Raw genomic sequence first — 24,867 nt, 5'->3', positions numbered from 1 at the left:
GACGGTCAGGGCGTGGCGAGCCGGCGCGCCGTGTAACGATCGGGTGACCGATGGCCCGGCTTCGTGATCTTGGAGTTCCCAGCGGGTATTTCCGTACTGATCTTTGGCCGACTTCTTTGACAAAGGGCGTTATATGGCGACAACCCTCCCTTCGTTCCCCGCCGCGGACGAAAGGCCACTCGACACCTGCCTCCGGCTCCGGGAGATCGCCCCCGTGGTCGAGGTGGAGTTCCCCGGAGGCGTGGCCGCCTACCTGGCCCTGACCCACGACGCCGTACGGGAGATCCTCTCCGGGGACAACAAGACCTTCCTCCGGGAGCCGGAGCACTGGCCCGCCCTCTACGACGGAACGATCCCCGAGGACTGGCCGCTGCGCGCCATCGTTCAGGGCGGTCACCTGTCGACCAAGGACGGCGCCGACCACCGGCGCCTGCGCGGCATGGTCGGCAAGGCGTTCACCCCGGCACGGGTGCAGGCGCTGGAGCCGCGGATCCAGCAGATCGTCGACAGCCTGCTGGACGACGTCGCGGCCGCCGGTGACGGCGTCGACCTGGTCCCCACCTTCACCGAGGCGCTGCCGATGTGGGTGATCTGCGAGCTGTTCGGCATACCGGCCGACGAGCGGCACCGGCTACGGGACTGGACCGCCACGTTGCTGGCGCACACCACTCCGCCGGACGTGGCGTTCGCGACGCAGAACAGCCTGCAGGCCTACCTGCACGAACTGGTGGTGCGCAAGCAGCGGGAGCCGGGTGACGACCTCACCTCCGGCCTGGTCCAGGTCCGTGACGAGGGCGACAGGCTCACGACCGAGGAACTGGTCGGCCTGCTGTGGCTGATGCTGGTCGCCGGCCACGAGACCACCGTCCACCTCCTCGGGCACGCCATCGTGGCGCTCGCGCAGAACCCCGACCAACTCGCGCTGGCCAAGGCCGGGGACCGGTGGGCCGACGTGGTCGACGAGACCCTGCGCTACCGCCACTCGGTCATGATGACCAGCTACCGGTTCACCGCGGAGGACGTGACCATCGCGGGGGTGGACATCCCCAAGGGCAAGGCGGTCGGCGTGGTGTACCAGGCGGCCGGCCTCGACCCGGAGGAGTACGGCGAGACCGCGTACCGGTTCGACCTCACCCGGGAGCAGAAGGCCGGGCACCTCGGGTTCGGGCACGGCCCGCGGTACTGCATCGGCGCGCCGCTGGCCCGGCTGGAGAGCCGGCTGGCGCTCGCCTCGCTCTACCGGCGGTTCCCGGAGCTCAGCCTGACGATCGACCCGGACGCCATTCCGTACTCGCCGTCCTTCTTCACCATCGGCCCGCTGTCCCTGCCGGTCGCCCTGGGCGCCGTCGACCGCTGAGACCCCCTCGCCCGCCCGAACCGGCGCCCCCCTTCGCGTGCGAAGGGGCGGCGCCGGCGGTGTAACGATCTGCCGTCGGGGCAGCCCACGGTTCATGGTCGAAGTCGACGCGGTCGTGGTCGGCGCCGGTCCGAACGGCCTGACGGCGGCGGTCACCCTCGCCCGCGCCGGGCTGACCGTGCGGGTGTACGAGGCGGCGGCGGAGGTCGGTGGGGGGACGCGCACCGAGGAGCTGACCCTGCCGGGGTTCCGGCACGACGTCTGCTCCGCCGTCCATCCGCTCGGCGCCGGATCGCCCGCCTTCCGCGCGCTGCCGCTGGAGCGGCACGGCGTCACCTGGGTCGAGCCGCCCATCCCGCTCGCCCATCCCTTCCCCGACGGGTCGGCCGCGATCCTGGCCCGGTCCGTCGAGGAGACCTCGGTCGTCCTCGGGCGGGACGGCCCGGCGTACCGCGCCCTGATCGGGCCGTTCCTGGGCCGCTGGGCGGACCTCGCGCCCGACGTGCTGCGCGCCCCGCTCGACGGCCTGCCCGGCCACCCGCTGCTGCTCGCCCGGTTCGGCGTCCGGGCCGCCGCGCCCGCCGCGCTGCTGGCCCGGCTGTTCCGGGGCGAACACGCCCGCGGCCTGCTCGCCGGGCTGGCCGCGCACGCCATCGCGCCGCTCAGCACGCCCGCGACCGGAGGGATCGCGCTCCTGTTCGCCCTGGCGGCCCACGAGGTGGGCTGGCCGTTCCCGGCCGGCGGCTCGCAGGCGATCGCCGACGCGCTGGCGGACCACCTGCGCTCCCTCGGCGGCCGGATCGAGACCGGACGGCACGTACGTGATCTCGGCGAGCTGCCCTCCGCCCGCGCGTACCTGTGCGACGTCATGCCCGAGCATCTGGCCGCCCTCGCCGGCCCCCGGCTGCCGGACGGGTTCGCCGACCGGCTGCGCCGGTACCGGCACGGCCCGGCCGCCTTCAAGATCGATTATGCGCTGTCCGGTCCCGTACCGTGGCGGGCCGAGGCCTGCCGGCGGGCCGGCACCGTCCACCTCGGCCCGTCGTTCGCGGAGATCGGCACGGCGCTGCGCACCGCGTACGAGGGGGCGGCGCCGGACCGTCCGTTCCTCATCGTGGCCCAGCCGAGTCTGTCCGACCCGTCCCGTGCCCCGGCCGGCTCGCACGTCCTGTGGGTCTACGGGCACGTGCCCCGCGGCTGGCCGGGCGACCTGACCGGTGCGATCGAGCGGCAGATCGAACGGTTCGCCCCCGGCTTCACGGACCTGGTGCTCGCCCGCGCGGTGTCGGGTCCGGCCGTGGTCGAGGCGCGCAACCCGAACAACGTCGGCGGCGACATCGCCGGCGGGGCGTGCGACCACCTGCGGTTGCTGTTCCGGCCCACCATGGCCCGGGTCCCGTACGCCACGCCGAACCCGAGCATCTACCTCTGCTCCTCCGCGACCCCGCCGGGCCCCGGCGTGCACGGCATGTGCGGGCACCACGCCGCCCTCGTCGCCCTGCGCCGCGTCTTCCGGCTCTCCGGAGAGGAGGTGCGGCGGCCGTGCGATGGCTCACCGAGCCCGGGTACTGGCCGGGCCGGCTGATCTTCCAACGGGGAATCGCCGCGATCTACCTGATCGCGTTCCTCTGCGCGGTGAGCCAGTTCCGCGCGCTGGCGGGGGAGCGGGGGCTGACCCCGGTGCCGGCGTACCTGCGAAGGGTGTCGTTCCGGCGGGCGCCGAGCCTCTTCCATCTCCACTACTCGGACCGGTTCCTCGGGACCGTCGCCTGGACCGGCGCCGCCGTGTCGGCCGCCGTCCTGGCGGGACTCGCCGACGCGGTGCCGCTGTGGGCGTCGATGGTGCTGTGGGCGCTCCTGTGGCTGCTGTACCTGTCGATCGTCAACGTCGGGCAGGTCTGGTACGGCTTCGGCTGGGAGTCGCTGTTGTGCGAGGCGGGCTTCCTGACGATCTTCCTCGGCAACGCGCGCGCCGCACCGCCGGCGCTGATCCTGTGGCTGCTGCGCTGGCTGCTGTTCCGCCTGGAGTTCGGCGCCGGCCTGATCAAGCTGCGCGGCGACCCGTGCTGGCGCGACCTGACGTGCCTGTACTACCACCACGAGACCCAGCCGATGCCGAACCCGCTCAGCTGGTACTTCCACCGGCTCCCCAAGCCGCTGCACCGCGTCGAGGTGGCGGCCAACCACTTCACCCAGTTGGTGGTGCCGTTCGGGCTGTTCGCGCCGCAGCCGTACGCCACGGTCGCGGCCGCGATCGTCATCGTCACCCAGCTGTGGCTGATCGTCTCGGGCAACTTCGCGTGGCTGAACTGGATCACCGCGATCCTCGCGACCTCCGTCGTGGACTGGCGGGCGCTCGGCCTGCCGGTGTCCGCCCGGCCCGTCGGCGACCCGGCGTGGCACCAGGCGCTGGTGATCGCGGTAACCGTGCTGGTCGTCGTGCTCAGCTACTGGCCGGTCGCCAACCTCGTCTCCCGGCGGCAGCGGATGAACGCCAGCTTCAACCCGCTGCACCTGGTGAACTCCTACGGCGCGTTCGGCAGCATCACGAGGACCCGGTACGAGGTCGTCATCGAGGGCACCGAGGACCCCGACCCCGGCCCGGACAGCGAGTGGCGGGAGTACGAGTTCAAGGGCAAGCCGGGGGACCCGCGGCGGCGGCCGCGGCAGTTCGCGCCCTACCACCTCCGGCTCGACTGGCTGATGTGGTTCGCCGGGCTGTCCTCCCTGTACGCGGAGCCGTGGATCGTCCCCCTCGCCGAGAAGCTGCTGACGGGCGACCGGAAGACGCTCCGGCTCCTCCGCCACGACCCGTTCGCCGGCGCCCCGCCCACCGTCGTCCGGGCCCGCCTCTACCGCTACCGCTTCACCACCTGGCAGGAACGCCGCGAGACCGGCCGGTGGTGGGACCGCCGGCTCGTACGGGAGTACCTCCCCCCGCTCGGCCTCCGCCCCACCGCCGACGCCACGCCGTCATCCGGGGGATGACACCACGAGCGACCACACCGGCGAGCGGGCCGTAGAGGTTCCGGTCCCACAGCCGGGCTTCCGGTGAGACCGCCGATTCCCAGGGACCCTGGTTACGGGCTTCCGGCGTCAGGTGGCGCGCCGGTCGCGGTGCCGGCGTGTGGCTCGTCCTCGGCGCGGGGGCCGGCCGGCGCGGCGGGTGGGTCGGGCAGGTCATCGAGGAAGTCGGCACTGGGGACGAAGAACAGCGTGCCGGTGACGGGGGTGGAGAAGTCCAGGATCCGGTCGTGGCGTGCCGGCGGGTCGCCGAGGAACATCCGTTCCAGCATCCGTTCGGTGACCGCCGGGGTGCGGGCGTAGCCGATGAAGTACGTGCCGAACTCCCCGCGTCCGATGGCCCCGAAGGGCATGTTGTCCCGCAGGATCTTGTGTTCGGTGCCGTCCGGGTCGACGATCGTGGTCATCGCGACGTGGGAGTCGGCCGGCTTGACGGCGTCGTCCAGTTCGATGTCGGACAGCTTCCGGCGGCCGATCACCATTTCCTGGGCCTCGATGGGGAGGGCGTTCCAGGCCCGCAGATCGTGCAGGTACTTCTGCACGATCACGTAACTTCCGCCGGCGAATCGCGGGTCCTCCCGGCCGATCAGGATGGCGGCGCGGGCCGCCGGGCCCACCGGGTTCTCCGTGCCGTCGACGAAGCCCAGCAGGTCGCGTACGTCGAAGTACTTGAATCCGTGCACCTCATCGCGGACCGTCACTACGTCGCGCAGCCGATCCATGATCTGCGACGCCAGCTCGAAGCACAGGTCCGGCCGCTGCGCCCGGATGTGGAACAGCAGATCACCCGGTGTGGCCACGGCGCGGTGCACGGGCCCGACCAGCTCGCGGAACGGGTGCAGCCCGGCGGGGCGCGGCCCGGAGAACAGCCGGTCCCAGGCCTGCGAGCCGATCCCGGCGACGCAGCTCAACCTGGCCTCCTGCGCTCGGAAACCGACGGCTCGCTGCAAGCCGGCCAGTTCGGGCAGCAGCGCCCGGACACGAGACTCACGCGCTGGATCGATCGTCACCACGAGGAACAGCGCCGTCCTGGTCAGCGGACTCAGCACCGCCTGCGGGACCACCTGTCGTCCCGGATCCGCCATCGCCGCTCCCTCCAAGTGGCGCGCTGTCACGGCCGCAAGACGGCCTTGATGACTCCGTCGGCGCGCTGGTCGAACGCCCGGTAGAGCCCGGGCGCGTCGTCCAGCCGGCCGTGATGGGTGACAACCGAACCGGGCCGGGCCCGCCCGGACAGCACCAGGTCGCGCAGAAGCACCGTGTACCGGCGGTCATGGGTGCGGCCGAACCGCACCGAGATTCCCTTGGAGAAGAAGGTCGCCCACGGCACCGTGAGGCGGCCGTCCGCGTGCCCTTCAGGGGCCGGATGCAGGTCCTTGTCGGCGTAGACGCCGATGATGCCCAGGTGCCCGGTCGGATTGACCAGCCGGGCCAGATCGCCGATGACCTGCGTCGGGTTCTCCACGCCGGGCCTCAGACGGTCGTGCGCCTGGAACCCCACGGCGTCGATGCCGACCTGGACGCCGCTCACCGCCGCCTCCCCGGGCGCCAGGCCGTCGGCCCGGCGCCGTTCGCGGATCTGATCGACAGGATCCCCCCGCCGGTAGTCGATGGGAACGGCGCCGATCTCGCCGGCCTTGTCCAGCCGTTCGGGCACCGCATCGACGACGTAGACCTCGGCGGCTCCCTTCAACAGGGAGCTGTAGGCCGCCAGCAGGCCGATCGTCCCGGCGCCGAACACCGCGACCGTCGAGCCCGCGCTCACCTGTCCCAGTACGGTCGCGTGCCAGCCGGTCACGAACGCGTCCGCCAGCAGCACCAGATCGTCCTCGAGCTCATCACCCGGCCGACCGGGTACCGGGATGCAGTTGGCGTCGGCGTACGGCACCCGCAGCAGTTCCGCTTGCGCGCCGCGGTAGCCGCCCATCCCCGCATAGCCGTACGCCGCGCCGAATCCACCCGGGCGTACCCGCAGGCAGGCGGCTGACAGCCCCCGCGCGCAGTTGACGCATACCCCGCAGTACAGGTGGGTCGGGATCACCACTCGGTCGCCGGGCCTGACCATCTCCACCGCCGAACCGACCTGTTCGACGACGCCGAGCGGCTCGTGTCCCAGCACCAGTCCGGGCTCGGCGCCGGTCCGCCCGTCATACATGTGCAGATCGGTGCCGCAGATCGCACTCGAGGTGACCCGCACGACCACGTCGTCGCGGTCATCGAGCATCGCGTCCGGCACGTCCTTCACCACGACCGAACGCGTGTCGGCGAAGACAACGGCCTTCATGTCGGCCGCCTACGGATCATGCTGATCTACCCCCGCTTGTCTCATCCGGCGGCTGCGCCGTCCCGCCCCCGGATCACCCGCCACTGATCCCCATACCCGCTCACCCACGGCCTATCAGCGTTCCGTCGCCGATGGGCCGCCCGGCGGAGTCAGGTACGACCGTTTTTACGCAGAAAAGCGTGGTTTGTCGATATTGCTGTCGCTCTATAGATGCTTTGCGTTATCGGAGAGTGTTCTCCGTGATGTCGACGTTCCTTGATGGGTATTCCGGTTTCGTTGCTATTTACTTCTTGTGCCCATATTTGTGGTTACCGCCGCTAAATAGCGGAGATGACGAAATCGAGGAGGACCATGGACAGCTCTGCGGTCATGGAGGTCGTCCGCGCACCCGCCACCCCCTCTCCGGGGGTCGGGAAACGGCGGGCGGGTGGGTCGTCGCGGAGGGCCTCGATGCTCGGGCCGGCCTTCGTCGCGGCGATCGCGTACGTGGATCCCGGCAACGTCGCGACCAACTTCGCGGCGGGAGCCACGAGCGGGTACCTGCTCCTGTGGGTGGTGGTGGCGGCCAGTCTCGTCGCGATCCTGGTCCAGTTCCAGGCGGCCAAGCTCGGGATCGCGACCGGCAAGAGCCTGCCGGCGCTGTGCCGTGAGAGGTTCGCCCGCCGCGGGAACCTTCTGCTGTGGGCACAGGCCGAGATCGTGGTCCTCGCGACCGACGTGGCGGAGTTCACCGGCGCGGCCATCGGCATGCGGCTGCTGTTCGGCATGCCGGTGGCCCTGTCCGCGGCGGTGACGGCCGTGGTATCGCTCTTGCTGCTGGAGCTACGGCGACGGGGGCGGACACGCCCGTTCGAGTTGATGAGCACCGCGGCGCTGATACTCGTCGGCGCCGGCGTCGGGTACGACATCGTCTGCGTGGGTCATCAGTCCGGTTCCGGCTTCGTGAGCGGGCTGGCGCCGGGCTTCGCCGGTGCGCATTCGCTGGTCCTGGCGATGGGCATCGTAGGCGCCACCGTCATGCCGCATGCCATCTACCTGCACTCGGGGCTGGTCCAGGGGCGCGGATGGACACCCGACGCGGCCAGGCGGAGCCCATCGCTCGTGCGCCGGGCCCTGCGGACGGACTGCCTGCTCGGCCTGGGCGTGGCCACCCTCGTCAACACCTCGATGATCGCCTTCGGTGTCGGTCTCGCGGCGGCCACGGGCGGCGCGTGGACCGGCGACATCGTCGGCGCCCACGTGGAGCTGACCGGCAGGATCGGCGGCGCCGCCGCGCTCGCGTTCGCCGTCGCGCTCTTGTCGTCGGGCATTTCCTCGTGCGGCGTCGGGACCCTCGCCGGCGACATCGTCATGCGCGGTTTCCTGGGTCGGCGGCTGCCGCTGCACCTGCGTCGCGTGGTGACGATGGCGCCGGCCGTGCTGTTCCTGATGCTCGGCGTGCCGGTGACCGAGCTGCTGATCTTCAGCCAGGTGATCCTCTCCCTCGGCGTGCCCGTCGCGCTCTTCCTGCTCATCGGTTTCTGTCGCGACCGGTCGGTCATGGGCCCCCTGGTCAACGCCCCGGTGACCACGCGGCTCGCGGGCTGCTCGGGCGCTGTGGTCGCCGTGCTCGGCTGCTGCCTGCCGATCACGCTGCTGTGACGTCGATTAAGACAGTGACTCGAAAGGAAGGGCTCGTATGGTGACCGAACGTATTCACGACGGAATTCCCCAGCCGCAGCGCGACGGCAAGGGAGGCACCGACACCGGTCCACGAAACGTCGAACTCGACCGGCAGAACCCCGACCTGATCACCCCGCCGGAAACCGACAGCGGAACGCTGCCGAACATGAAGTTCTCTTTCTCCATGGCGCACACCCGCATCGAGGAGGGCGGCTGGACGCGTGAGGTCACCCAACGCGAACTGCCGGTCGCGACCACTCTGGCGGGCGTCGACATGAAGCTGAACCCCGGCGCCTACCGCGAACTGCACTGGCACAAACAGTCCGAATGGGGTTACGTCCTGGAGGGCAGCTGCCGGATCGGCGCGGTCGACCAGGAGGGCCGCAATTTCCTCGAAGACGTGAAAGAAGGCGATCTGTGGTTCTTCCCCAAGGGCGTCCCTCACCACATCCAGGCTCTGGCCGAAGGCGTGGAGTTCCTGCTCGTCTTCGACGACGGCGGGTTCTCCGAGAACTCCACATTCATGATCAGTGACTTCTTCGCACACACGCCGAAGAACGTGCTGGCCAAGAACTTCGGCTGGCGGCCCGAGCAACTGGACCACCTGCCGGAGAAGGAGAAGTACATCTTCCAGGGCCAGGTCCCGCCCCCGTTGTCGGCGGACCGGGTTTTCAGCCCGACCGGCGACGTGCCACAGACGTTCAAGCACAAGCTGCTCACCCAACGACCCCTGGAGTTCCCCGGCGGTCGCGTCCGCATCGCCGACCGCTCCAACTTCGCCGCGACCACCATCGCCGCCGCGCTGGTCGAGGTCGAACCCGGTGGCCTGCGTGAGCTGCACTGGCATCCCACCGACGACGAATGGCAGTACTACATCTCCGGCTTCGGGCGGATGGGAGTCTTCGCCAGCAGCGGACTGAACCGCACCTTCGACTTTCAGGCCGGCGACGTCGGCTATGTCCCCTTCGCCTACGGCCACTACATCGAGAACCTCGGGAACGAGCCACTCAGATTCCTGGAGATGTTCCGTAACCCGCGCTTCGAGGACATCTCGGCCGCCCAGTGGATGGCCAACACGCCACCACAGGTCAGCGCCGACACCCTCAACCTCCCACGGTCGATGATCGAGGCACTGCCCAAGGACAAGCGTCCGGTCGTGGCGTAGGACAGTGAGCCAAGGCCCGGTCGCGTACGCGACCGGGCATGCGTCCTTCCCGTGGCTGCTGCTGGACGCACCGGTCACGCCCCTCCGGCAGGTGTGTCGGCGTTCATGCGACGAGGCCGGTGGAGCGCGGTGCCGTGGCGGCCGTGGCCAGCGGTTCGTCAGATGTGCAGGACCAGAGCCCCACAGTCCTTCGCCGGCTTGCGCGATCCGCGGTGGGCATTCCGGCTCTTACCGGAGTGTCCGTTGCGGGGAGCTCCACCGAGGGTCGCGCGAGAGAACTACTTAGGGTTGGGCCATGGCCAGCGCTCATTCCTCCGTGTCCCGTGACCGCCGCCGCGCCGAACTGCGGGAGTTCCTGCGCAGCCGCCGGGCGCGGGTCTCGCCTGAGGACGTCGGGATGCCGGCGGGCGGTCGGCGCCGCACGCCGGGGTTGCGACGCGAGGAGGTCGCGGTGCTGGCCGGGGTCGGGGTGTCCTGGTACACGTGGCTGGAGCAGGGGCGCGACATCAAGGTGTCCGAGGAGGTCCTCGACGCGATCGCCCGCGCGCTGCTGCTGGACTCCGCCGAGCGCGCGCACCTGTACCTGCTGGCCGGCCTCAACCCGCCGCAGGCCCGAGCCGCGGCGTCCGTACCCGCCTCCCCGGCGGTCCGGCGGCTGCTGGACGCCTGGTCGCCACGGCCCGGCTACATCCGTGACCGCCACTGGAACTTCACCGCCATCAACGACGCGGCCCGGGTCGTGTTCGGCTACGGCGAGACCGACCACAACTGCCTGGTCTCCTTCTTCACCAACGCCCGCTACCGAGTGGTGCACCGGCACTGGGCCGAGACCGCGTCCGAGGTGGCCGCCGGCTTTCGCGCCGACGCCGCGCGCTATCCCGACGACCCGGAGTTCGACCGCATCGCCGCCGAACTGGCCGAGGTCAGCCCGGAGTTCGCCGAACTGTGGGCGCGCCACGACGTGGCCGAGCACACCAGCGCGGTGAAGGCGGTCGATCATCCGGAGGCCGGGACGCTGACCTTCGACGCCACGCTGCTGCCGCTGCCCGAGCACCCGGGACACCACCTGATCCTGCACAACCCCCGTCCGGGTACCGGCACCCGGGAGCGACTGGAGAAGCTGATGCGGGCGCGCAACCTGGTGGTGTCACACCCAGGATGAGCTGACACTGCCCGACCTCGTGCCGCGACCGCAGACTCATCGCCATGAGCAACAGCAGCAGGCAGATGAAGGCAGTGACCATCCCCGAGTTCGGCGAGGCCGAGGTTCTCCGCACCGCCGAGGTGGCGGTCCCCGAGCCCGGACCGGGCCAGGTCGCCATCGACGTCGCGTACGCGGGCGCCAACTTCGCCGAGGTCCTCTACCGGCGTGGCGTGGTGGACGTGCCCCTGCCCTTCGTACCCGGCATCGAGGTCGCGGGCCGGATCCGGGCCGTCGGCGAGGGCGTCGAGGACCTGACGGTCGGCCGGCCGGTGGCCGCGTTGACGATCGTCGACAGCGGTGGCTACGCGGAGGTGGTCGTGACCTCCGCGGACCTGGTCGCCCCGCTGGACGGTCTCGACCTCAGGTTGGACGTGGCGGCGGCGCTGCCGTCCAACAGCACCACCGCCTTCCTCGTGCTCGATCGGGTGGCGCACATCGAGCCCGGACAGAGCGTCCTGGTCCACGCCGCGGCCGGTGGCGTGGGCAGCCAGCTCGGTCAGGCCGCCCGGCTGCTGGGCGCGGGCCGCGTGGTCGGCACGGTCGGCAGCGAGGCCAAGATCGAGACCGCGAAGAGTTTCGGCTATGACGAGGTGATCCTGCGCGACCGGGTCGCCGAGGCCGGCGAGTTCGACATCGTCGTCGACATGGTCGGCGGCCCCGCTCGCCGCGCCGGCCTGGACCTCCTGGCGCCGATGGGACGCCTCGTGGTGATGGGCAACGCGTCGGGCGCCGATGACGTCGGTATCCCGGCCAACGAACTCTGGTTCACCAACAAGACGGTCTCCGGTTTCAACCTGGCCGCCTTCTCCGCGGCCTTCCCCGATGAAACGGGCCGGGCGCTGCGCCGCGCGGTGGAGGCCGCGGCGAAGGGAGCCCTGTGGGTCCAGGTCGAAACGCTGCCGCTGGAGCAGGCGGTGGAGACGCACCGCCGCATCGAGGCAGGGGCGACCACGGGCAAGCTGGTACTCGAAGTCGCGAGGCTCTGACCTGTGGCTATGCCGGTGGAGCGCCTTCCGGGGGAGGCGGTCCACCGCACTCGACCCCACCGTGGCGAGACCGGCCGCCAAGGTCCATGGAGAGGTCCCGGTCGCGAGCGGCGACTGAATTCTGGGCATCCGCAATTCGGTGCACCTCTTGACCTTTTTGATCGCGCTCCCCTAGCGTTTCACTACAAGAGACATCGTCTCTCTCAGAGAGACGCAACAAGGGGTGTGACCGCGTATGGGAAGAGCGCGCCTGGCGGCGGCGATGGTGGTCGTGGCCGCGGTGGCCATGGCCGGCTGTTCGACGCCGACCGATGATGCGACCAAAGGCAGTCGGGGGACGACAGGCGGAACGGCCGTCGATCAGGTCGACGCCTTCCCGGGGATCAAGCCGGATCAGGCGGTGGAGGCGCTGCTCCCGTCCGGGCTGAAGAAGGCCAAGAAGATCAGGATCGTGCTCTCCGCGGGCGCCCCGCCGACGTCGTACGTCTCGCCTGACGGCAAGACCAGCATGGGGCTGAACGCGGACATCGGGCGTGCGCTCGCGCGGGTCATGGGGCTGGAGCCGACGCTGGTCTCGATCTCACTCGACGGCATCATCCCCGGGCTGCAGTCCAAGAAGTACGACATGGCGGTGGCCTCCATGTCACCGACGCCCGAGCGGCTCCAGGTACTGGACATGGTGGCGTTCACCAAGGGCGGCTCGGCGGTCGCCGTGCCCACGGGCAACCCGAAGAAGCTGACCTCGGACACGCTGTGCGGTCACCGGGTGGCGGTCGCGGTCGGGTCGCTGCAGGCCACGACCCGTCTGCCGAAACTCAGCCAGGAGACGTGCGTGAGCAAGGGCAAGACGGCGATCGACCCCGTGGAACTGCCGGACCAGAGCCAGGTGCTGCTGGCCCTTTCGAGCGGCCGCGTCGACGCGGTCATGGCGGACGGGCCGGTGCTGGGGTACGCGCAGAAGACGCAGAACGCCAAGTTCGAGGTACTGCGCGACGAGTCGAACCTGACCTCGACCGGCGGGATGGCGGTCGTGAAGGGGGCCGAGCTGACGCCGGCGCTCGTCAAGGCGATGGCGGTGCTGCACGGGCTTCCCGAGTACCAGCGGATCTACCAGAAGTGGGGCATGTCCAACTACATGCTGCCGGCCGCCGAACTCGGTCAGCTGAAGGGCTGAGGGGCCGGTCCGGTGAGCGTCACGACAGAGGTCCGGCAGCGGACCCGTCGCAGTCCCCGCCCGAGCAGGTGGCGGTACGTCACCGTCGCGGTGTGCGTCCTGGTGGTGCTGTGGCTGGCCGACGCGCTGGTGAGCAACCGCAACTTCGGCTGGTCGGTCGTCGGCCAGTATCTGTTCAGCGCCGTGATCCTGCGCGGTCTGCTGCTGACGCTGGAACTCACCGTGCTCGTCATGGTCATCGGGTCCGTGCTGGGCATCGGCCTGGCGGTCATGCGCACGTCCGCGAACCCGCTGCTGTCCCGGGCGGCGTGGGGCTACATCTGGTTCTTCCGCGGGACGCCCCTGCTGATCCAGGTGATCTTCTGGTTCAACATCGCGGCGCTGTTCCCCCGGATCGGACTGTCCGTCCCGTTCGGGCCGTCGCTGGTATCGATCGACGCCAACACCCTGATCAAGCCGTGGACCGCCGCGCTGCTGGCGCTGTCGCTGAACGAGGGCGCGTACATGGCCGAGATCGTGCGCGGTGGACTGCTGGGGGTGGACCGAGGGCAGTATGAGGCGGCACAGGCACTGGGAATGCGGCCGCGCAAGGTCTTCCAGATCGTCATGCCGCAGGCCGTGCGGACGGTGATACCGCCCACCGCGAACCAGGTGGTGACGACCTTCAAGAACACCGCGCTGGTCAGCGTCATCGGCCTGGCGGACCTGCTGCACAGCGCCCAGGTCGTCTACGCGCTGAACTACCAGACGATTCCGCTGCTGATCGTCGCCGCCTTCTGGTATCTCCTGCTCACCTCGCTGCTGAGCTACATGCAGGCACGCCTGGAACGCAGGTACTCCAAGGGCTACGCGCCGAGATCGCGGCCGCGGGCCGAGGCGAATCCCGGCATGGTGGAGGAGGTCTAGTGGAGCCGCCGATGATCGACCTGCGTGGGATAAGGAAGAGCTTCGACTCGGTGCAGATCCTCAAAGGCATCGACTATTCGGTGTCGCGGGGCTCGGTGAGCTGCCTGATCGGCCCATCGGGCTCCGGGAAGTCCACCCTGCTGCGCTGTATCAACGGGCTGCAGCTCGCGGATGGGGGAGAGGTGTGGGTCGATGGCGAACTGATCGGTCTGCGGATCGAGGGCGACCATCTGGTTCCACTGCCGGAGAAGGAGCTCGCCGACCAGCGCCGCCAGATCGGCATGGTCTTCCAGCGCTTCAACCTCTTCCCGCACATGACCGCGTTGGACAACGTCATGGCCGGGCCGCTGCGGGTGCACCGCGCCGCCAAGGCGGAGACCCGTGAGCTGGCCATGAGCCTGTTGGAGCGGGTGGGACTGGCCGCGCGCAGTGACTATTACCCCAATGAACTGTCCGGTGGTCAGCAGCAACGCGTGGCGATCGCGCGGGCGCTGGCCATGCGGCCCAAGGTGATGCTCTTCGACGAGCCGACGTCGGCGCTGGATCCGGAGTTGGTCGGCGAGGTGCTGTCGGTCATGCGCGATCTGGCCGCCGAGGGCATGACGATGATCGTCGTCACGCACGAGATGGGGTTCGCCCGCGATGTGGCCGACCACGTGTGCTTCATGGACGACGGAGTGATCGCCGAGGAAGGGCCGCCCGAGACCGTGCTCACCCGCCCGCGGACCGCAAGAGCACGGGAATTCCTGAGACAAGGCTGACTACACAGTGATGCACAGCGTTGACGGCGAAATCGATATCGAGCGCGTACGCGACGAGACTCCGGGCTGCCGCGATCTCGTCCACCTGAACAACGCCGGGTGCGCGCTGCCGCCCGCGGCCGTGGTCGACACGACGGTGGACTATCTGCGGCATGAGGCGGCGCGGGGCGGATACGAGGCGCAGGCCGCGCGGTCCGAGCAGATCGAGGCGGCCTACACCTCGCTGGCCCGCCTGATCGGTGCCGGGCGATCGGAGATCGCGTTGGCCGACAACGCGACGCGTGCCTGGGACATGGTGTTCTACGGCATGCGGTTCGCGCCGGGAGACCGGATCCTGACCTGCCGGTCGGAGTACGGCAGCAACGCGATCGCGTACCTGCAGCAGGCGAGACGCTTCGGCGTCGAGGTCGCGGTCATCGATGACGACCCCAGCGGGCAGATCGACCTCGCCCTGCTCGAGAAGGAGCTGGACGACGACCGCGTCAGGCTCGTGTCGATCACGCACATCCCGACGCAGGGTGGTCTGGTGAATCCCGCGGCGGCGGTCGGTGCGCTGGCCGAGGCCGCCGGGGTGCCGTTCCTCCTCGACGCCTGCCAGTCGGCGGGACAGCTCGACCTGGACGTCACCGCGCTGCGCTGCGACATCCTGACCGGGACGGGCCGCAAGTACCTTCGGGGACCGCGTGGGACGGGATTCCTGTACGTACGGGAGAGCGCGATGCCCCTGTTCGAGCCGGCGATGCTGGACAACGGATCCGCGGTGTGGACGGCCCCCACCGAATACGCGATGAATCCCGACGCGCGCCGCTACGAGACCTGGGAGAAGAACTACGCCGCGATCGTCGGTCTGGGGGCGGCCGTCGACTACGCCCTGTCCCTGGGGATGGACGCGATCGAGGCCCGCGTCCTCGCCCTGGGCGAGCGGCTGCGACAGACCCTCGAGGGCATCGACGGCGTCCGGGTGCGAGACCTCGGCCGGACCCGGTGCGGGATCGTGTCGTTCACCGTCGACGATGTCCCGCCCGACGAGGTGGTGCGCGCGCTGGCCGGCGACGGAGTCAACACCAGCGTCTCCCGGCGCACGTCGTCGCAGTGGGACCTGCCCTCCCGCGGACTGACCAGCGTCGTACGGGCGTCCGTGCACTACTACAACACCGAAGCCGAGATCGACCACGTCGGCTCGCTCATCGGGCGGCTCGGTCGGCCGACCCGACGCCCATCACGGTGATCGAGAATGGGTTCGTTGATCTCAGGGTTGCTTCGTCGGGGAGGAATACGTGATGGACAAGGCCGACAAACCTGCGTCGTTGCAAGGCGTCGACCGGGTGCTGACCGTCCTGGAGGCCTTCGTCAACCAGACTGAGTGGCGCGTGTCCGACCTGGCCAAGCACCTGGGCATCCACAAGGCCGTGACCCACCGGATCGTCCGTTCTCTGGAACAGCGGCAGTACCTGGAACAGGCCGAGGCCCGCGGCTCGTACTCGCTCGGCCCCGCCGCCGTCGCGCTGGGCCGGGCGGCCGGCCGCCGGGCACCGCGGACGGCCGCCCGGCGGCATCTGATCCGCCTGGCCGAGCAGACCGGTGAGGTCGTCCTCTTCTACATGCTCCGCGGTCACCGGTACGTCTGCGTCGAGCGGCTGGACATCAACGCCGAGACCGCGCTCACCGTGGAGATCGGCGACACCATCGGCCTGAACGCCGGAGCCGGAAAGACGCTCCTGGCGTACCAGGACGAGCAGTTCCTCCGCGAGGTGCTCGCCGCGCCGCTGCCGCGCTACACCGACCGGACCCCCACCGACCCCCACGTCATCCGCGCCATGCTGGAGAAGATCCGCGCCGAAGGGGTCTGGGTCAGCAACGGGGAGATCACCCCGGACACGCTCGGGGTGTCGGCCCCGGTCCGCGACGCCGACGGGCCCGGCAGGTACTGCGTCTGCGTGACCATGTCGGCCGGGACCGTCGACGAGCGGCGACTCGCCAGCGTCTCCGCCGCCGTCCAGGACACCGCGACGGCCGTGTCGCAGAGCCTGGGGCACCGCGAGACCGGCATCGACGATCACGAGGGAACCCGATGACGATCGCCTATAGGGCGGCCACCGTGATCACGGATGTGCTCGCCGACACCGCCGTCCACGACGCGGTCGTCCTCATCGAGGCCGACCGGATCGCCTGGGTCGGGCCGGCCGACCGAGCACCGATCTCCGCGCACGTCGAGACGGTGGATCTCGGTGACCGCGTCCTGTTGCCCGGCCTGATGGACGCCCACGTGCACCTGGCCTTCGACGCGAGCGGCGACCCGGTCGAGAGCATGCTGGCCCGGGACGAGCCGGCGCGACTGGAGAGCATGCGGCGCTCCGCCCGGCAACTGGTCGAAAGCGGCGTGACGTTCGCCCGGGATCTCGGCTCCCCACGCGGTCTCTCGGCGCGGATCCGCGACGAGATCAGGGACGGCACGACTCCGGGCCCGCGCCTGATGGTCGCGGGCCGGCCCCTGACCCGGCCCAGCGGACACTGCTGGTTCATGGGGAACGAGGTCGACGGACCAGGCCGGGCGCGAGACGCGGTACGCGAGGAACTCGACGCGGGGGCCGACCTGATCAAGGTCATGGTCACCGGCGGCCGGATGACGGCGGGTACGGATCCGCTGCGGTTCGAGATCCCCGAGACCACCCTGGCGGCGATCGTCGACGAGGCGCACCACCACGGCGTCACCGTCGCCGCGCACGCGCTGTCCACGGCGGGCGTACGCGCGGCCGTCACCGCGAGGGTCGACACGATCGAGCACGGCACGTTCATCTCCCCGCAGGGCGGTGACGGCTTCGACACCGCCCTGGTTCGCGAACTGGCCGACGCGGGGATCGCGGTCTGCCCGACCCTGGGCGTCGTCGGCGCGCACGCGCACCCCATCCCCCTCGAGATCCGAGGCGGCTGGATCGCCGGTCTCCACGCCGCCGGGGTGCCGATCCTCGCCGGCACCGATTCGGGCATCCCACGCCACCCCCACGTCGGTGGCGTCGTGGACGGGCTGAAGGGCCTCCTCGCCGCGGGCCTCTCGACTCGGCAGGCGCTGGCGGCGGCCACCGAAGCCGGGATGCGCGCGGCCGGACTCCCCATGGCCGGTGCCGTCAAGCCCGGCTACCTCGCCGATGTGATCGCCGTCGACGAAGACCCGCGATCCGACGTCGAGGCGTTGCTGGAACCTCCGGTGGTGATCGCCGCCGGCCGTATCGTCAAGGACACCACGGGGGAGGCCGGCGCCTGACCCTCACGCCTTTCCGACCGCTCGGCGCCGCCGCGCGAAGCGCGCGATGGGATTGTCCAGGGTGCCGACGAGTTGCAGCGCGCCGGCCGGGTCGGCCAGGTCGACCATCTGCCGGTTGTTCCGCAGTTGCAGCCGGTTCAGGCAGGACAGCGCGAAGCGCTCGGCGAACAGGTCGTGGCGCGCGAACCGGTCGGCCAGGTGAGGGACGGAGTCCTGGTAGTCGGCGACGCAGGCGGCCACCGTCGACCAGAAGCCCTCCTCGTCCAGGGTGCCGTCCGCGTCGAGGGTCGCGCTGAGGAAGCGGAAGAAGCAGTCGAAGACGTCCGTGAAGATCGACAGGATCTTCACGTCCTCGGGCACGTCCGCGCGGATCCGCTCGATCGCGGGCGGCAGCGGCCGGTCCGCGCTCATCACGCCGATCTCCTCGGCGATGTCCTTGAAGACGGCGCGCCGGGGGACGCCCCGCTCGTCGAGGACGAGGATGACGTTCTCGCCGTGCGGCATGAAGACCAGGTCATGGGCGTAGAAGCAGTGCAGGATCGGCGTCAGGTAGGCGTCGAGGTACCGGCGCAGCCACGCGGCCGGCTCCAGACCCGACGCCCCGATCAGGGCGCTCGCCAGGGAGTCGCCCGCCCGGTCGACGTGCAGGAGCGAGGCCATGGTCGCGAGCCGTTCGCCGGGCCCGAGCAGCGGGACCGGGCTCTCCCGCCACAGCGCGGCGAGCATCTTCCGGTACGCGGAGCCCTTGTCCGAGGCGGCGGCGTACTGCTCGTGGTGGTAGCCGACCGCGGCGCGCTCCCGCAGGACGGCTAGGCCGGTCCGCTTGAGCACCTCGTCGCCGGCGACCAGGTCGGCGACCCAGTCGTTGATGGCCGGGGTCGCCGCCATGTACTCCGCGGACAGGCCGCGCAGGAAGCCCATGTTCAGCACGGACAGGGCCGTCTTGACGTAGTGCTTCGTCGGCGCGGTCACGTTGAAGAACGTCCGGATCGACTGCTGGGGGAGGTGATCGTCGTCCCCCGGTCCGAGGAACACCAGGCGGCGGCGCGCCACCTCGCCCGCGAACGTCACCGACAGGCGGTTCCACCACTGCCACGGGTGGACGGGGATCAGGTGGAAGTCGGCGAGGTCCAGCCCGAGCCCGGTCATCGTCGCGGCGAACCGGTCGAGGACCCGCTCGCCGAGCTCCGCGCGCATCAGCGCGTCGTGGTCCAGGCCCGCGCCGCCGGTGAACGCGCAGTGGTCCCGGTGCGCGGCCAGCCACAGCAGGCGGACGGGCCGGGCCGCCTCCGGGGCGTACCGGTGGTACTCCTCGGCGTCGAAGCCGAGACGCCCGTTGTTCGCCACGAAGCAGGGGTGGCCCTCCGTCATGCCGGTCTCGACGGCCTGGAAGTCCGCCCGTGCCAGGTCGGCCGCGGGGACCGGCGGGCGGGCCAGCTTGAACGCGCTGCTCGCGAGTGTGCTGGTGATCTCCTCCAGGTAGACGGGGAGCACGTCGTCGCTGAGGCCGAGCGTGTGCCGCAGCTCCAGGATCAGGTCGACCGCGTCCAGCGGAAGCTCGGCGCCGGGCCGCCGGCGGGTGATCGAGCCCGCGTCGATCCGCCAGTGGTCCAGGGCCATGACACGGGCCGCGAACCGGTACTCCACGCCGCCGTCGTCGCCGCGCACGGCGTACCGGCCGTCGGGCAGCCGTTCGGGGGTCAGCAGCCGTTCGTGCGCGAACTCGGCGAGCGCCTTGCGCACCAGGAGCCGGTTCGCGTGCGCCCAGCGTCCGGGCGTCAGGTGCGCGACGGCGTCAGGGGCGCCGGGGCGCTCACCGGGATCTCGGGTCGCCGCGTACCGCTCGCGGGTGCAGACGCTCAGCAGGGCCTGCTTGCCCGGTAGCGGCACGGTGCCGACGACGTCGAAGCCGACGGTCGCGTTGAGCGCGTGGACCGCCGTGTTGCGCACGTCGGGTTCGACGATGACGCGGCGGGTCCGGGGGTCGGCGAACAGCAGCTCCATCACCGTGACGAGCACGGCGCGGGTGAAGCCGTGGATCGGCGTGTCGGCCGGCGCGACCAGGAAGTGCATGCCGACGTCTCCGGGGCGCGCGTCGTACACCGCGCCGAGCTCGCGGCCCGGGTCGTAGCGTTCGACGAGGAAGGCCGGCCGGCCCTCGTGCAGGCCGAGGAACGCGTCGTGCCCGGGCCGCGCCGCGATGGACTCGAACTCCGCGACCACGTCGGACGGGCTCGCGTCGCCCATCATCCAGAACACCGACTTGGGGTGCGTGACCCAGCGGTGCAGCAGGGCCGCGTCGCCGATCGGGTCGACGGAGCGGAGCGCGAACTCGCCGAGCCGGTCGTCGATCCGGGAGAACACCGTCATTCGGCCACGACCTCCTCCGTGGGGGCGCCGAACTCCTGGAACGCGATGGACCGCTCGACCGGGTAGGGCTCGCGGCCGAGCAGGCTCCGGATGATGCAGGAATTGCGGTAGGCGGCCATGCCCAGGTCGGGTGCCGTGAAGCCGTGGGTGTGCAACTCGGCGTTCTGCACGTAGACGCCGCCGCCGGTCGTGTGGACGCTGTAGTCGCGCCGGACCGCGAGGCGCCCGGCCGGGTCCCACCGGAGGCGGTCCGCGACCGGGGTGAGGAAGCCGGGGACCTGGTACCGGTAGCCGGTGGCGAGGACCAGGCCCTCGGTCGTGAGCGTGAAGTCGCGGCCCTGCTCCTCCTGGCGCAGGCCGAGTGTGTACGCGCCGGTCGCGGCGTCGTGGCGGACCTCGCGCAGCGCCGTGCCGGTCATCAGCCGCGTCGGGCAGGGCCGGACGAGGTTCTTGCGGTACAGCAGGTCGAAGATCTCGTTGATGAGGTCGGCGTTGATGCCCTTGTACAGGCCCTTGTGGGCGGCCGAGAGCCGGTCGCGGGTGGGGGCGGGGAGCGCGTGGAAGTAGTCGACGTACTCCGGCGACGTCATCTCCAGCGTCAGCTTCGTGTACTCCAGCGGGAAGAACCGGGGGGACCGGGTCACCCAGTTCAGCTCGTAGCCGCCGTCGTCGACGTCCTGCAGCAGGTCGTGGTAGATCTCCGCGGCGCTCTGGCCGCTGCCGACGACCGTGACGCTGCGTTTGACCCGCAGCGCGGAGCGGTTCGGCAGGTACGCGGAGGAGTGCAGCGCGTCGCCGGGCAGATCGCGGCAGCAGTCCGGGACGTACGGCGGGGTCCCGGTGCCCAGGACCAGGTTCCGGGCGCGGAAGGTCGCGCGGTCGCCGGTGGCCGCCCGGTCGGCGTGGACGACGTAGACCTCCTCGGCCTCGTCGTACTCCACGGCCGTGACGCGGTGGCCGAAGCGGATCGTGGGCAGCCGGCCGGCCGCCCAGCGGCAGTAGTCGACGTACTCGGCGCGCAGCGGGAAGAAGCTCTCACGGATGTAGAAGGGGTACAGGCGCCCCCACGTCTTCAGGTAGTTGAGGAACGAGAACGGCGAGGTCGGGTCGGCCAGCGTGACCAGGTCGGCGAGGAAGGGCGTCTGCAGCGTGGTGCCCTCCAGCAGCATGCCCGGGTGCCAGTCGAACTCCGGCTCGCTCTCCAGGAAGATCCCGTCGAGATCGTCGATCGGGTCGGTCAGGCAGGCGAGGCCGAGGTTGAAGGGGCCCAGTCCGATGGCCACGAAGTCATGAGGCGTGGGCAAGGTCGTCTCCCAGGAGGTCGCGGGCGTGCCCGGCGAGGAGGTCGAGGACGTCGGCGATGTCGCGGATGGTGGTGCGCGGGTTCAGGAGCGTGAACTTCAGGTGGTGACGGCCGTCGACGACCGTCGTGGCCACGACCGCCGCCCCGGACGCGGACAGCGCGGCGGCCGCGTGCAGGTTCGCCCGGTCGAGCGCCGCGTCACCCGCCCCGGGCGGCGCGTAGCGGAACACGAGAGTGCTCAGCCGTGGCCGTACGACGACCTCGAAGCGCGGGTCGGCGTCCAGCAGCGTCCACGCCTCGGCGGCCCGGTCGAGCACCGCGTCGAAGAGCCCGCCGACCGTGTCCGCCCCGATGACGCGCAGGGTGAGCCACAGCTTCAGGGCGTCGAACCGGCGGGTGGTCTGCAGGCTCTTGTCGACCTGGTTGGGCACGCCCTGCGCGGCGCTGCGCGCGGGGTTGAGGTAGTCGGCGTGGTAGGTCACGTGCCGCAGGACGGCTCCGTCCCGTACGAGCACCGCGCTGCAGCTGACCGGCTGGAAGAAGGACTTGTGGTAGTCGACGGTGACCGAGTCGGCCCGCTCGACGCCGTCCAGCAGGTGCCGGCGGCGCGACACCAGCAGCCCGCACCCGTACGCCGCGTCGACGTGCAGCCACACGCCGGCCCGCGCGCACAGTTCGGCGATCTCCGGCAGCGGGTCGATGCCGCCGAAGTCGGTGGTTCCGGCGGTCGCGACCACCGCCATCGGCACCAGGCCCTCGCGGCGGCACCGGTCCAGCTCGCGGGCGAGCGCGCCCGGCCGCATCCGCCGGTCCCGGTCGCACGGCACTCCGATCACCGCGTCGTCGTCCAGGCCCAGCAGCCGCGCCGCCTTGACCACGCTGAAGTGCCCGTGCGCGGAGGCGAGGACGCGCAGCCGGGGGAGTACGCCCGCCCGCGCGGGCGCGCGTCCGCACGCCTCTTCGCGGGCCAGCAGCAGGGCCTGGAGGTTGGACTGCGTGCCGCCGCTCGTGAACACCCCGTCGGCGGCGGGGCCGAGGCCGAGGCGCCCGGCCGTCCACTCGATCAGGCGGCGTTCGATCAGCGTGCCGCCGGCGCTCTGGTCCCAGGTGTCGAGCGAGGAGTTGACGGCCGACAGCACGGCCTCGCCGAGCAGGGCCGGGACGGCCACCGGGCAGTTCAGGTGGGCGAGGTAGCGCGGGTGGTGGAAGTAGACGGCGTCGCGCAGGTAGAGGTCGTCGAGTTCGTCGAGGGCGGCGGTCGCGTCGCCGAGGGGCCGGTCGAGGTCGACGGCGGCGACCTCTTCGGCGAGCCGGTCCGGGGCGATGCCGGTGAACGGCCGGTCCGCCGCGGCGATCCGGTCCGCCACGCGGTCGACGCCGGCGGCGACGAGGCCGCGGTAGAGCTCGGCGGTGTCCGCGCCGAGCAGCGGGGAGGTGAAGGTCACGGGTCGTCCTTCCCGGGTCAGTCGTCGGCGGGGGCCGTGCCGGCCACCGCCTCGGCGAGCAGGTCCTCCTCGGTCGCGCCCCGGCGCCAGTAGCCGGTGAACACCACGGCGCGGCGGTCGAAGCCGCGCTCGCCGACCAGGTGCCGCCGCAGGGCCCGCACGCCGGCGGCCTCGCCCGCGATCCAGGCGTACGGGGTGCCCGCCGGCAGCGTGGCGGCCCGGACCGCCTCCAGGGTCGCCCCGGCGGGGGCGTTCTCCCGGACCAGCCAGGTGACCTCGGCCTGCGCCTCCGTCGGCAGGTCCTGCACGTCGGCCGCGTGCGGCACCTCGATCCACACGCGGGCTCGGGCGGTCGCGGGCAGCCAGGCGAGGATGCCGGCGACGGCGGGCAGCGCCGTCTCGTCCCCGGTGAGCAGGATCCAGTCGGTGCCGGGCGGCGGCCGGAAGTCGACCCCGCCGTTGTCGGGTTCCACCGGGCCGAGCACGACGACCGGGTCTCCCGGGGCGGCGCGGGCCGCCCAGCGGCACGCCGGCCCGCCGTCCCCGTGCAGGGCGAAGTCGACGTCGAGCTCGTCGGGGTCGCTGCGCTGCTCGCGCGCGGTGTACGTGCGCATCACCGCGCGTACGGCCGGATCCATCGCCCGCCACCGCGCGAACCAGTCCTCGCCCGCCTCGGTGGGAACGACGGGCGCGTCCTGGTGGGGGTGGGGGAGGAACAGCTTGAACCGCTGGTCACGGCCGCCGCAGGCGAGGCCGGTGAGGGGGTCCCCGCCGAACGTGATCCGGACGATCGACGGGCCGAGGCGCCGCGTCCGCACGACCCGCAGGTCGAAGAACCGGAACGGAGCGGCGGTGGCGGTGGTGCTCACGATGGGTCTCTCCTGTCGTCGCGGGTCAGCGGACCTTCTGGGCCTTCTGGAGGGCGGCGGCGAGCGTCTCGATGAGCGGCGCGAAGCCCGCGTTGCTGAAGCGCGGCTCGCTCTGCCAGGGCGTGACCTGGCCCGCCTTCACGGAGGGCAGCTTCGCCCAGGTCGGCTTGGCGGCCAGGTCCTTCGGCTGCAGCGCCGAGGTCCGCGCGTCCAGCAGGATCACGTCGGCCGGGTACTTGTCGGCGTTCTCCCAGCTCAACTCCTCGAAGAAGCCCTGGGAGCTGACCTTGTCCGGCACGATCAGGTCCACGCCGAGGCTGCGGAAGTACCGCAGGTCGGCGTTCGCGTTCGGGTCGGAGGCGTAGAACAGGTCGGGACTGCCGGAGGCGGCCAGGACCTTGAGGCCGCTCTTGGCCTTGGCCACCGCGCGGAGCGTCTCCGAGGCGCGGTCGAACCGCGCCTTGGCGTCGGTGACCTGCCGGGCCTTCAGGTCGGCGCCGAGAGCGGCCGCCAGCTCCTCGTACCGCCGGATCGGCTCGGTGACGGACACCTTCGCGGCGGTGATGGCGACGCTCGGGGCGAGCGCCGCGATCTTGTCCTTGCTGTTGTCCGGGACGTACCAGAGCGCGTTCGGCAGGTACATGTCGGTGATCAGCAGGTCGGGCCGGAGTCCGGCGTACTTCTCGACGTTGAACTCGCCGAAGGTGTTGCCCAGCACCGTCACCTTGCTCACGTCGAGGCTGCCGGCGAGCGGGTCCGGCCTGCCGTCCTTGAGCGTGGTCGGGCCGAACACGCCGACGATCCGGTCGCCGAGGCCGAGGTCGTGCAGGACCGCCGCCGTCCCGATGTAGGCGACGAGGCGTCGCGGGCGGCTCTTCGCGGTCACCCGCCGGCCGCGGTCGTCGGTGAACGCCCAGGATCCGCCGCTCTTCGCCGCGTCCGACCCGCCGCCCCCTCCGCAGGCGGTGACGAGCGCGCCCGCGCCGATTCCGCCGAACGCGGCCAGCAGGCCGCGGCGGGACAGTCCTGGGGTCCGGACATGGGGCATGACGGTTCCTCTCCTGCGAAGGGGACATGGGGGACGGGCGGCAGGTG

General features: G+C 71.1%; 20 protein-coding genes. 13 read left to right on the top strand and 7 right to left on the bottom strand.

Translation table 11 applies throughout. The annotated features are described in order from the left end of the window. Nucleotides 1-133: 133 nt before the first annotated feature. The 3 genes from AB0K82_RS21110 to AB0K82_RS21100 all read left to right on the top strand — a co-directional run bounded on the left by AB0K82_RS21110 (nt 134) and on the right by AB0K82_RS21100 (nt 4,345). Entirely contained in the window at nt 134-1,357 is a 1,224-nt protein-coding gene (locus tag AB0K82_RS21110; RefSeq protein ID WP_364399181.1) for a cytochrome P450, read from the top strand. A gap of 94 nt (nt 1,358-1,451) precedes the next feature. Further along, a complete protein-coding gene (locus tag AB0K82_RS21105) occupies nt 1,452-2,942 on the top strand; it encodes an NAD(P)/FAD-dependent oxidoreductase (protein WP_364399180.1) in 1,491 nt (496 codons plus the stop codon). Further along, entirely contained in the window at nt 2,900-4,345 is a 1,446-nt protein-coding gene (locus AB0K82_RS21100) for a lipase maturation factor family protein (RefSeq protein WP_364399178.1), read from the top strand. The genes AB0K82_RS21105 and AB0K82_RS21100 overlap by 43 nt, the downstream gene beginning before the upstream one ends. A 92-nt stretch (nt 4,346-4,437) precedes the next feature. Here AB0K82_RS21100 and AB0K82_RS21095 read toward each other — a convergent pair whose 3' ends face one another. Then, nucleotides 4,438-5,466: a Dyp-type peroxidase gene (locus tag AB0K82_RS21095; protein WP_364399176.1), complete on the bottom strand. Its 1,029-nt coding sequence runs from the start codon at nt 5,464-5,466 to the stop codon at nt 4,438-4,440. 26 nt (nt 5,467-5,492) lie between these two features. Continuing rightward, nucleotides 5,493-6,665: a glutathione-independent formaldehyde dehydrogenase gene (locus tag AB0K82_RS21090; RefSeq protein WP_364399174.1), complete on the bottom strand. Its 1,173-nt coding sequence runs from the start codon at nt 6,663-6,665 to the stop codon at nt 5,493-5,495. A 351-nt stretch (nt 6,666-7,016) separates the two neighbouring features. On the opposite strand from AB0K82_RS21090, the gene AB0K82_RS21085 reads away from it, so the two are divergent. The 10 genes from AB0K82_RS21085 (at nt 7,017) to AB0K82_RS21040 (ending at nt 17,785) form a co-directional block, all read left to right on the top strand. Then, on the top strand, nt 7,017-8,306 hold the full coding sequence (locus AB0K82_RS21085; protein WP_364399172.1) for an Nramp family divalent metal transporter: 1,290 nt from the start codon (nt 7,017-7,019) through the stop codon (nt 8,304-8,306). A gap of 37 nt (nt 8,307-8,343) precedes the next feature. After that, the gene (locus tag AB0K82_RS21080) at nt 8,344-9,492 is read left to right on the top strand and encodes an oxalate decarboxylase family bicupin (protein WP_364399170.1); all 1,149 of its coding nucleotides are present in this window, start codon (nt 8,344-8,346) and stop codon (nt 9,490-9,492) included. A gap of 295 nt (nt 9,493-9,787) precedes the next feature. Further along, entirely contained in the window at nt 9,788-10,654 is an 867-nt protein-coding gene (locus AB0K82_RS21075; RefSeq protein ID WP_364399168.1) for a helix-turn-helix transcriptional regulator, read from the top strand. Between the two features lie 44 nt (nt 10,655-10,698). Further along, complete coding sequence (locus tag AB0K82_RS21070; RefSeq protein WP_364399166.1) at nt 10,699-11,682, top strand: zinc-binding dehydrogenase; 984 nt, start codon at nt 10,699-10,701, stop codon at nt 11,680-11,682. 235 nt (nt 11,683-11,917) lie between these two features. Then, nucleotides 11,918-12,856 (top strand): ABC transporter substrate-binding protein, encoded by a 939-nt coding sequence (locus AB0K82_RS21065; RefSeq protein WP_364399164.1) that lies wholly within the window; start codon nt 11,918-11,920, stop codon nt 12,854-12,856. Between the two features lie 12 nt (nt 12,857-12,868). Next, entirely contained in the window at nt 12,869-13,762 is an 894-nt protein-coding gene (locus AB0K82_RS21060; protein ID WP_364399162.1) for an amino acid ABC transporter permease, read from the top strand. Nucleotides 13,763-13,773: 11 nt separating this feature from the next. Further along, the gene (locus tag AB0K82_RS21055) at nt 13,774-14,523 is read left to right on the top strand and encodes an amino acid ABC transporter ATP-binding protein (protein ID WP_364399213.1); all 750 of its coding nucleotides are present in this window, start codon (nt 13,774-13,776) and stop codon (nt 14,521-14,523) included. Between the two features lie 10 nt (nt 14,524-14,533). Further along, nucleotides 14,534-15,751, top strand: a complete 1,218-nt coding sequence (locus tag AB0K82_RS21050; protein WP_364399161.1) for an aminotransferase class V-fold PLP-dependent enzyme — start codon at nt 14,534-14,536, stop codon at nt 15,749-15,751. Nucleotides 15,752-15,803: 52 nt separating this feature from the next. Further along, the gene (locus tag AB0K82_RS21045) at nt 15,804-16,598 is read left to right on the top strand and encodes an IclR family transcriptional regulator (protein ID WP_364399159.1); all 795 of its coding nucleotides are present in this window, start codon (nt 15,804-15,806) and stop codon (nt 16,596-16,598) included. After that, nucleotides 16,595-17,785 (top strand): amidohydrolase family protein, encoded by a 1,191-nt coding sequence (locus AB0K82_RS21040; protein ID WP_364399157.1) that lies wholly within the window; start codon nt 16,595-16,597, stop codon nt 17,783-17,785. Before AB0K82_RS21045 ends, AB0K82_RS21040 begins: the two co-directional genes overlap by 4 nt. Before the next feature lie 3 nt (nt 17,786-17,788). Here the strand turns inward: AB0K82_RS21040 and AB0K82_RS21035 are convergent, their stop codons facing one another. The 5 genes from AB0K82_RS21035 to AB0K82_RS21015 are packed head-to-tail and all read right to left on the bottom strand — an operon-like array spanning nt 17,789 to nt 24,820. Then, the gene (locus tag AB0K82_RS21035) at nt 17,789-20,155 is read right to left on the bottom strand and encodes a GNAT family N-acetyltransferase (protein ID WP_364399155.1); all 2,367 of its coding nucleotides are present in this window, start codon (nt 20,153-20,155) and stop codon (nt 17,789-17,791) included. Then, nucleotides 20,152-21,438, bottom strand: a complete 1,287-nt coding sequence (locus AB0K82_RS21030) for a lysine N(6)-hydroxylase/L-ornithine N(5)-oxygenase family protein (RefSeq protein WP_364399154.1) — start codon at nt 21,436-21,438, stop codon at nt 20,152-20,154. Before AB0K82_RS21030 ends, AB0K82_RS21035 begins: the two co-directional genes overlap by 4 nt. Before the next feature lie 4 nt (nt 21,439-21,442). After that, nucleotides 21,443-22,885, bottom strand: coding sequence for an aspartate aminotransferase family protein (locus tag AB0K82_RS21025; RefSeq protein WP_364399211.1), 1,443 nt, complete (start codon nt 22,883-22,885; stop codon nt 21,443-21,445). Nucleotides 22,886-22,920: 35 nt separating this feature from the next. After that, nucleotides 22,921-23,772, bottom strand: coding sequence for a siderophore-interacting protein (locus AB0K82_RS21020; protein ID WP_364399152.1), 852 nt, complete (start codon nt 23,770-23,772; stop codon nt 22,921-22,923). Between the two features lie 25 nt (nt 23,773-23,797). Further along, nucleotides 23,798-24,820, bottom strand: a complete 1,023-nt coding sequence (locus AB0K82_RS21015) for an ABC transporter substrate-binding protein (RefSeq protein ID WP_364399150.1) — start codon at nt 24,818-24,820, stop codon at nt 23,798-23,800. Between the last annotated feature and the right edge of the window lie 47 nt (nt 24,821-24,867).

This window comes from Actinoallomurus sp. NPDC052274 (assembly GCF_040679475.1).
Taxonomy (GTDB): Bacteria; Actinomycetota; Actinomycetes; order Streptosporangiales; family Streptosporangiaceae; genus Actinoallomurus; species Actinoallomurus liliacearum.
This window is presented reverse-complemented; position numbering and strand designations above follow the sequence as displayed.

Coding starts and splice junctions, on each gene's coding strand:
- AB0K82_RS21035 (WP_364399155.1), bottom strand. CDS start 20,155: ATGACGGTGTTCTCCCGGATCGACGACCGGCTCGGCGAGTTCGCGCTC.
- AB0K82_RS21105 (WP_364399180.1), top strand. CDS start 1,452: ATGGTCGAAGTCGACGCGGTCGTGGTCGGCGCCGGTCCGAACGGCCTG.
- AB0K82_RS21045 (WP_364399159.1), top strand. CDS start 15,804: ATGGACAAGGCCGACAAACCTGCGTCGTTGCAAGGCGTCGACCGGGTG.
- AB0K82_RS21050 (WP_364399161.1), top strand. CDS start 14,534: ATGCACAGCGTTGACGGCGAAATCGATATCGAGCGCGTACGCGACGAG.
- AB0K82_RS21015 (WP_364399150.1), bottom strand. CDS start 24,820: ATGCCCCATGTCCGGACCCCAGGACTGTCCCGCCGCGGCCTGCTGGCC.
- AB0K82_RS21110 (WP_364399181.1), top strand. CDS start 134: ATGGCGACAACCCTCCCTTCGTTCCCCGCCGCGGACGAAAGGCCACTC.
- AB0K82_RS21070 (WP_364399166.1), top strand. CDS start 10,699: ATGAGCAACAGCAGCAGGCAGATGAAGGCAGTGACCATCCCCGAGTTC.
- AB0K82_RS21065 (WP_364399164.1), top strand. CDS start 11,918: ATGGGAAGAGCGCGCCTGGCGGCGGCGATGGTGGTCGTGGCCGCGGTG.
- AB0K82_RS21095 (WP_364399176.1), bottom strand. CDS start 5,466: ATGGCGGATCCGGGACGACAGGTGGTCCCGCAGGCGGTGCTGAGTCCG.
- AB0K82_RS21075 (WP_364399168.1), top strand. CDS start 9,788: ATGGCCAGCGCTCATTCCTCCGTGTCCCGTGACCGCCGCCGCGCCGAA.
- AB0K82_RS21080 (WP_364399170.1), top strand. CDS start 8,344: ATGGTGACCGAACGTATTCACGACGGAATTCCCCAGCCGCAGCGCGAC.
- AB0K82_RS21055 (WP_364399213.1), top strand. CDS start 13,774: ATGATCGACCTGCGTGGGATAAGGAAGAGCTTCGACTCGGTGCAGATC.
- AB0K82_RS21040 (WP_364399157.1), top strand. CDS start 16,595: ATGACGATCGCCTATAGGGCGGCCACCGTGATCACGGATGTGCTCGCC.
- AB0K82_RS21085 (WP_364399172.1), top strand. CDS start 7,017: ATGGACAGCTCTGCGGTCATGGAGGTCGTCCGCGCACCCGCCACCCCC.
- AB0K82_RS21090 (WP_364399174.1), bottom strand. CDS start 6,665: ATGAAGGCCGTTGTCTTCGCCGACACGCGTTCGGTCGTGGTGAAGGAC.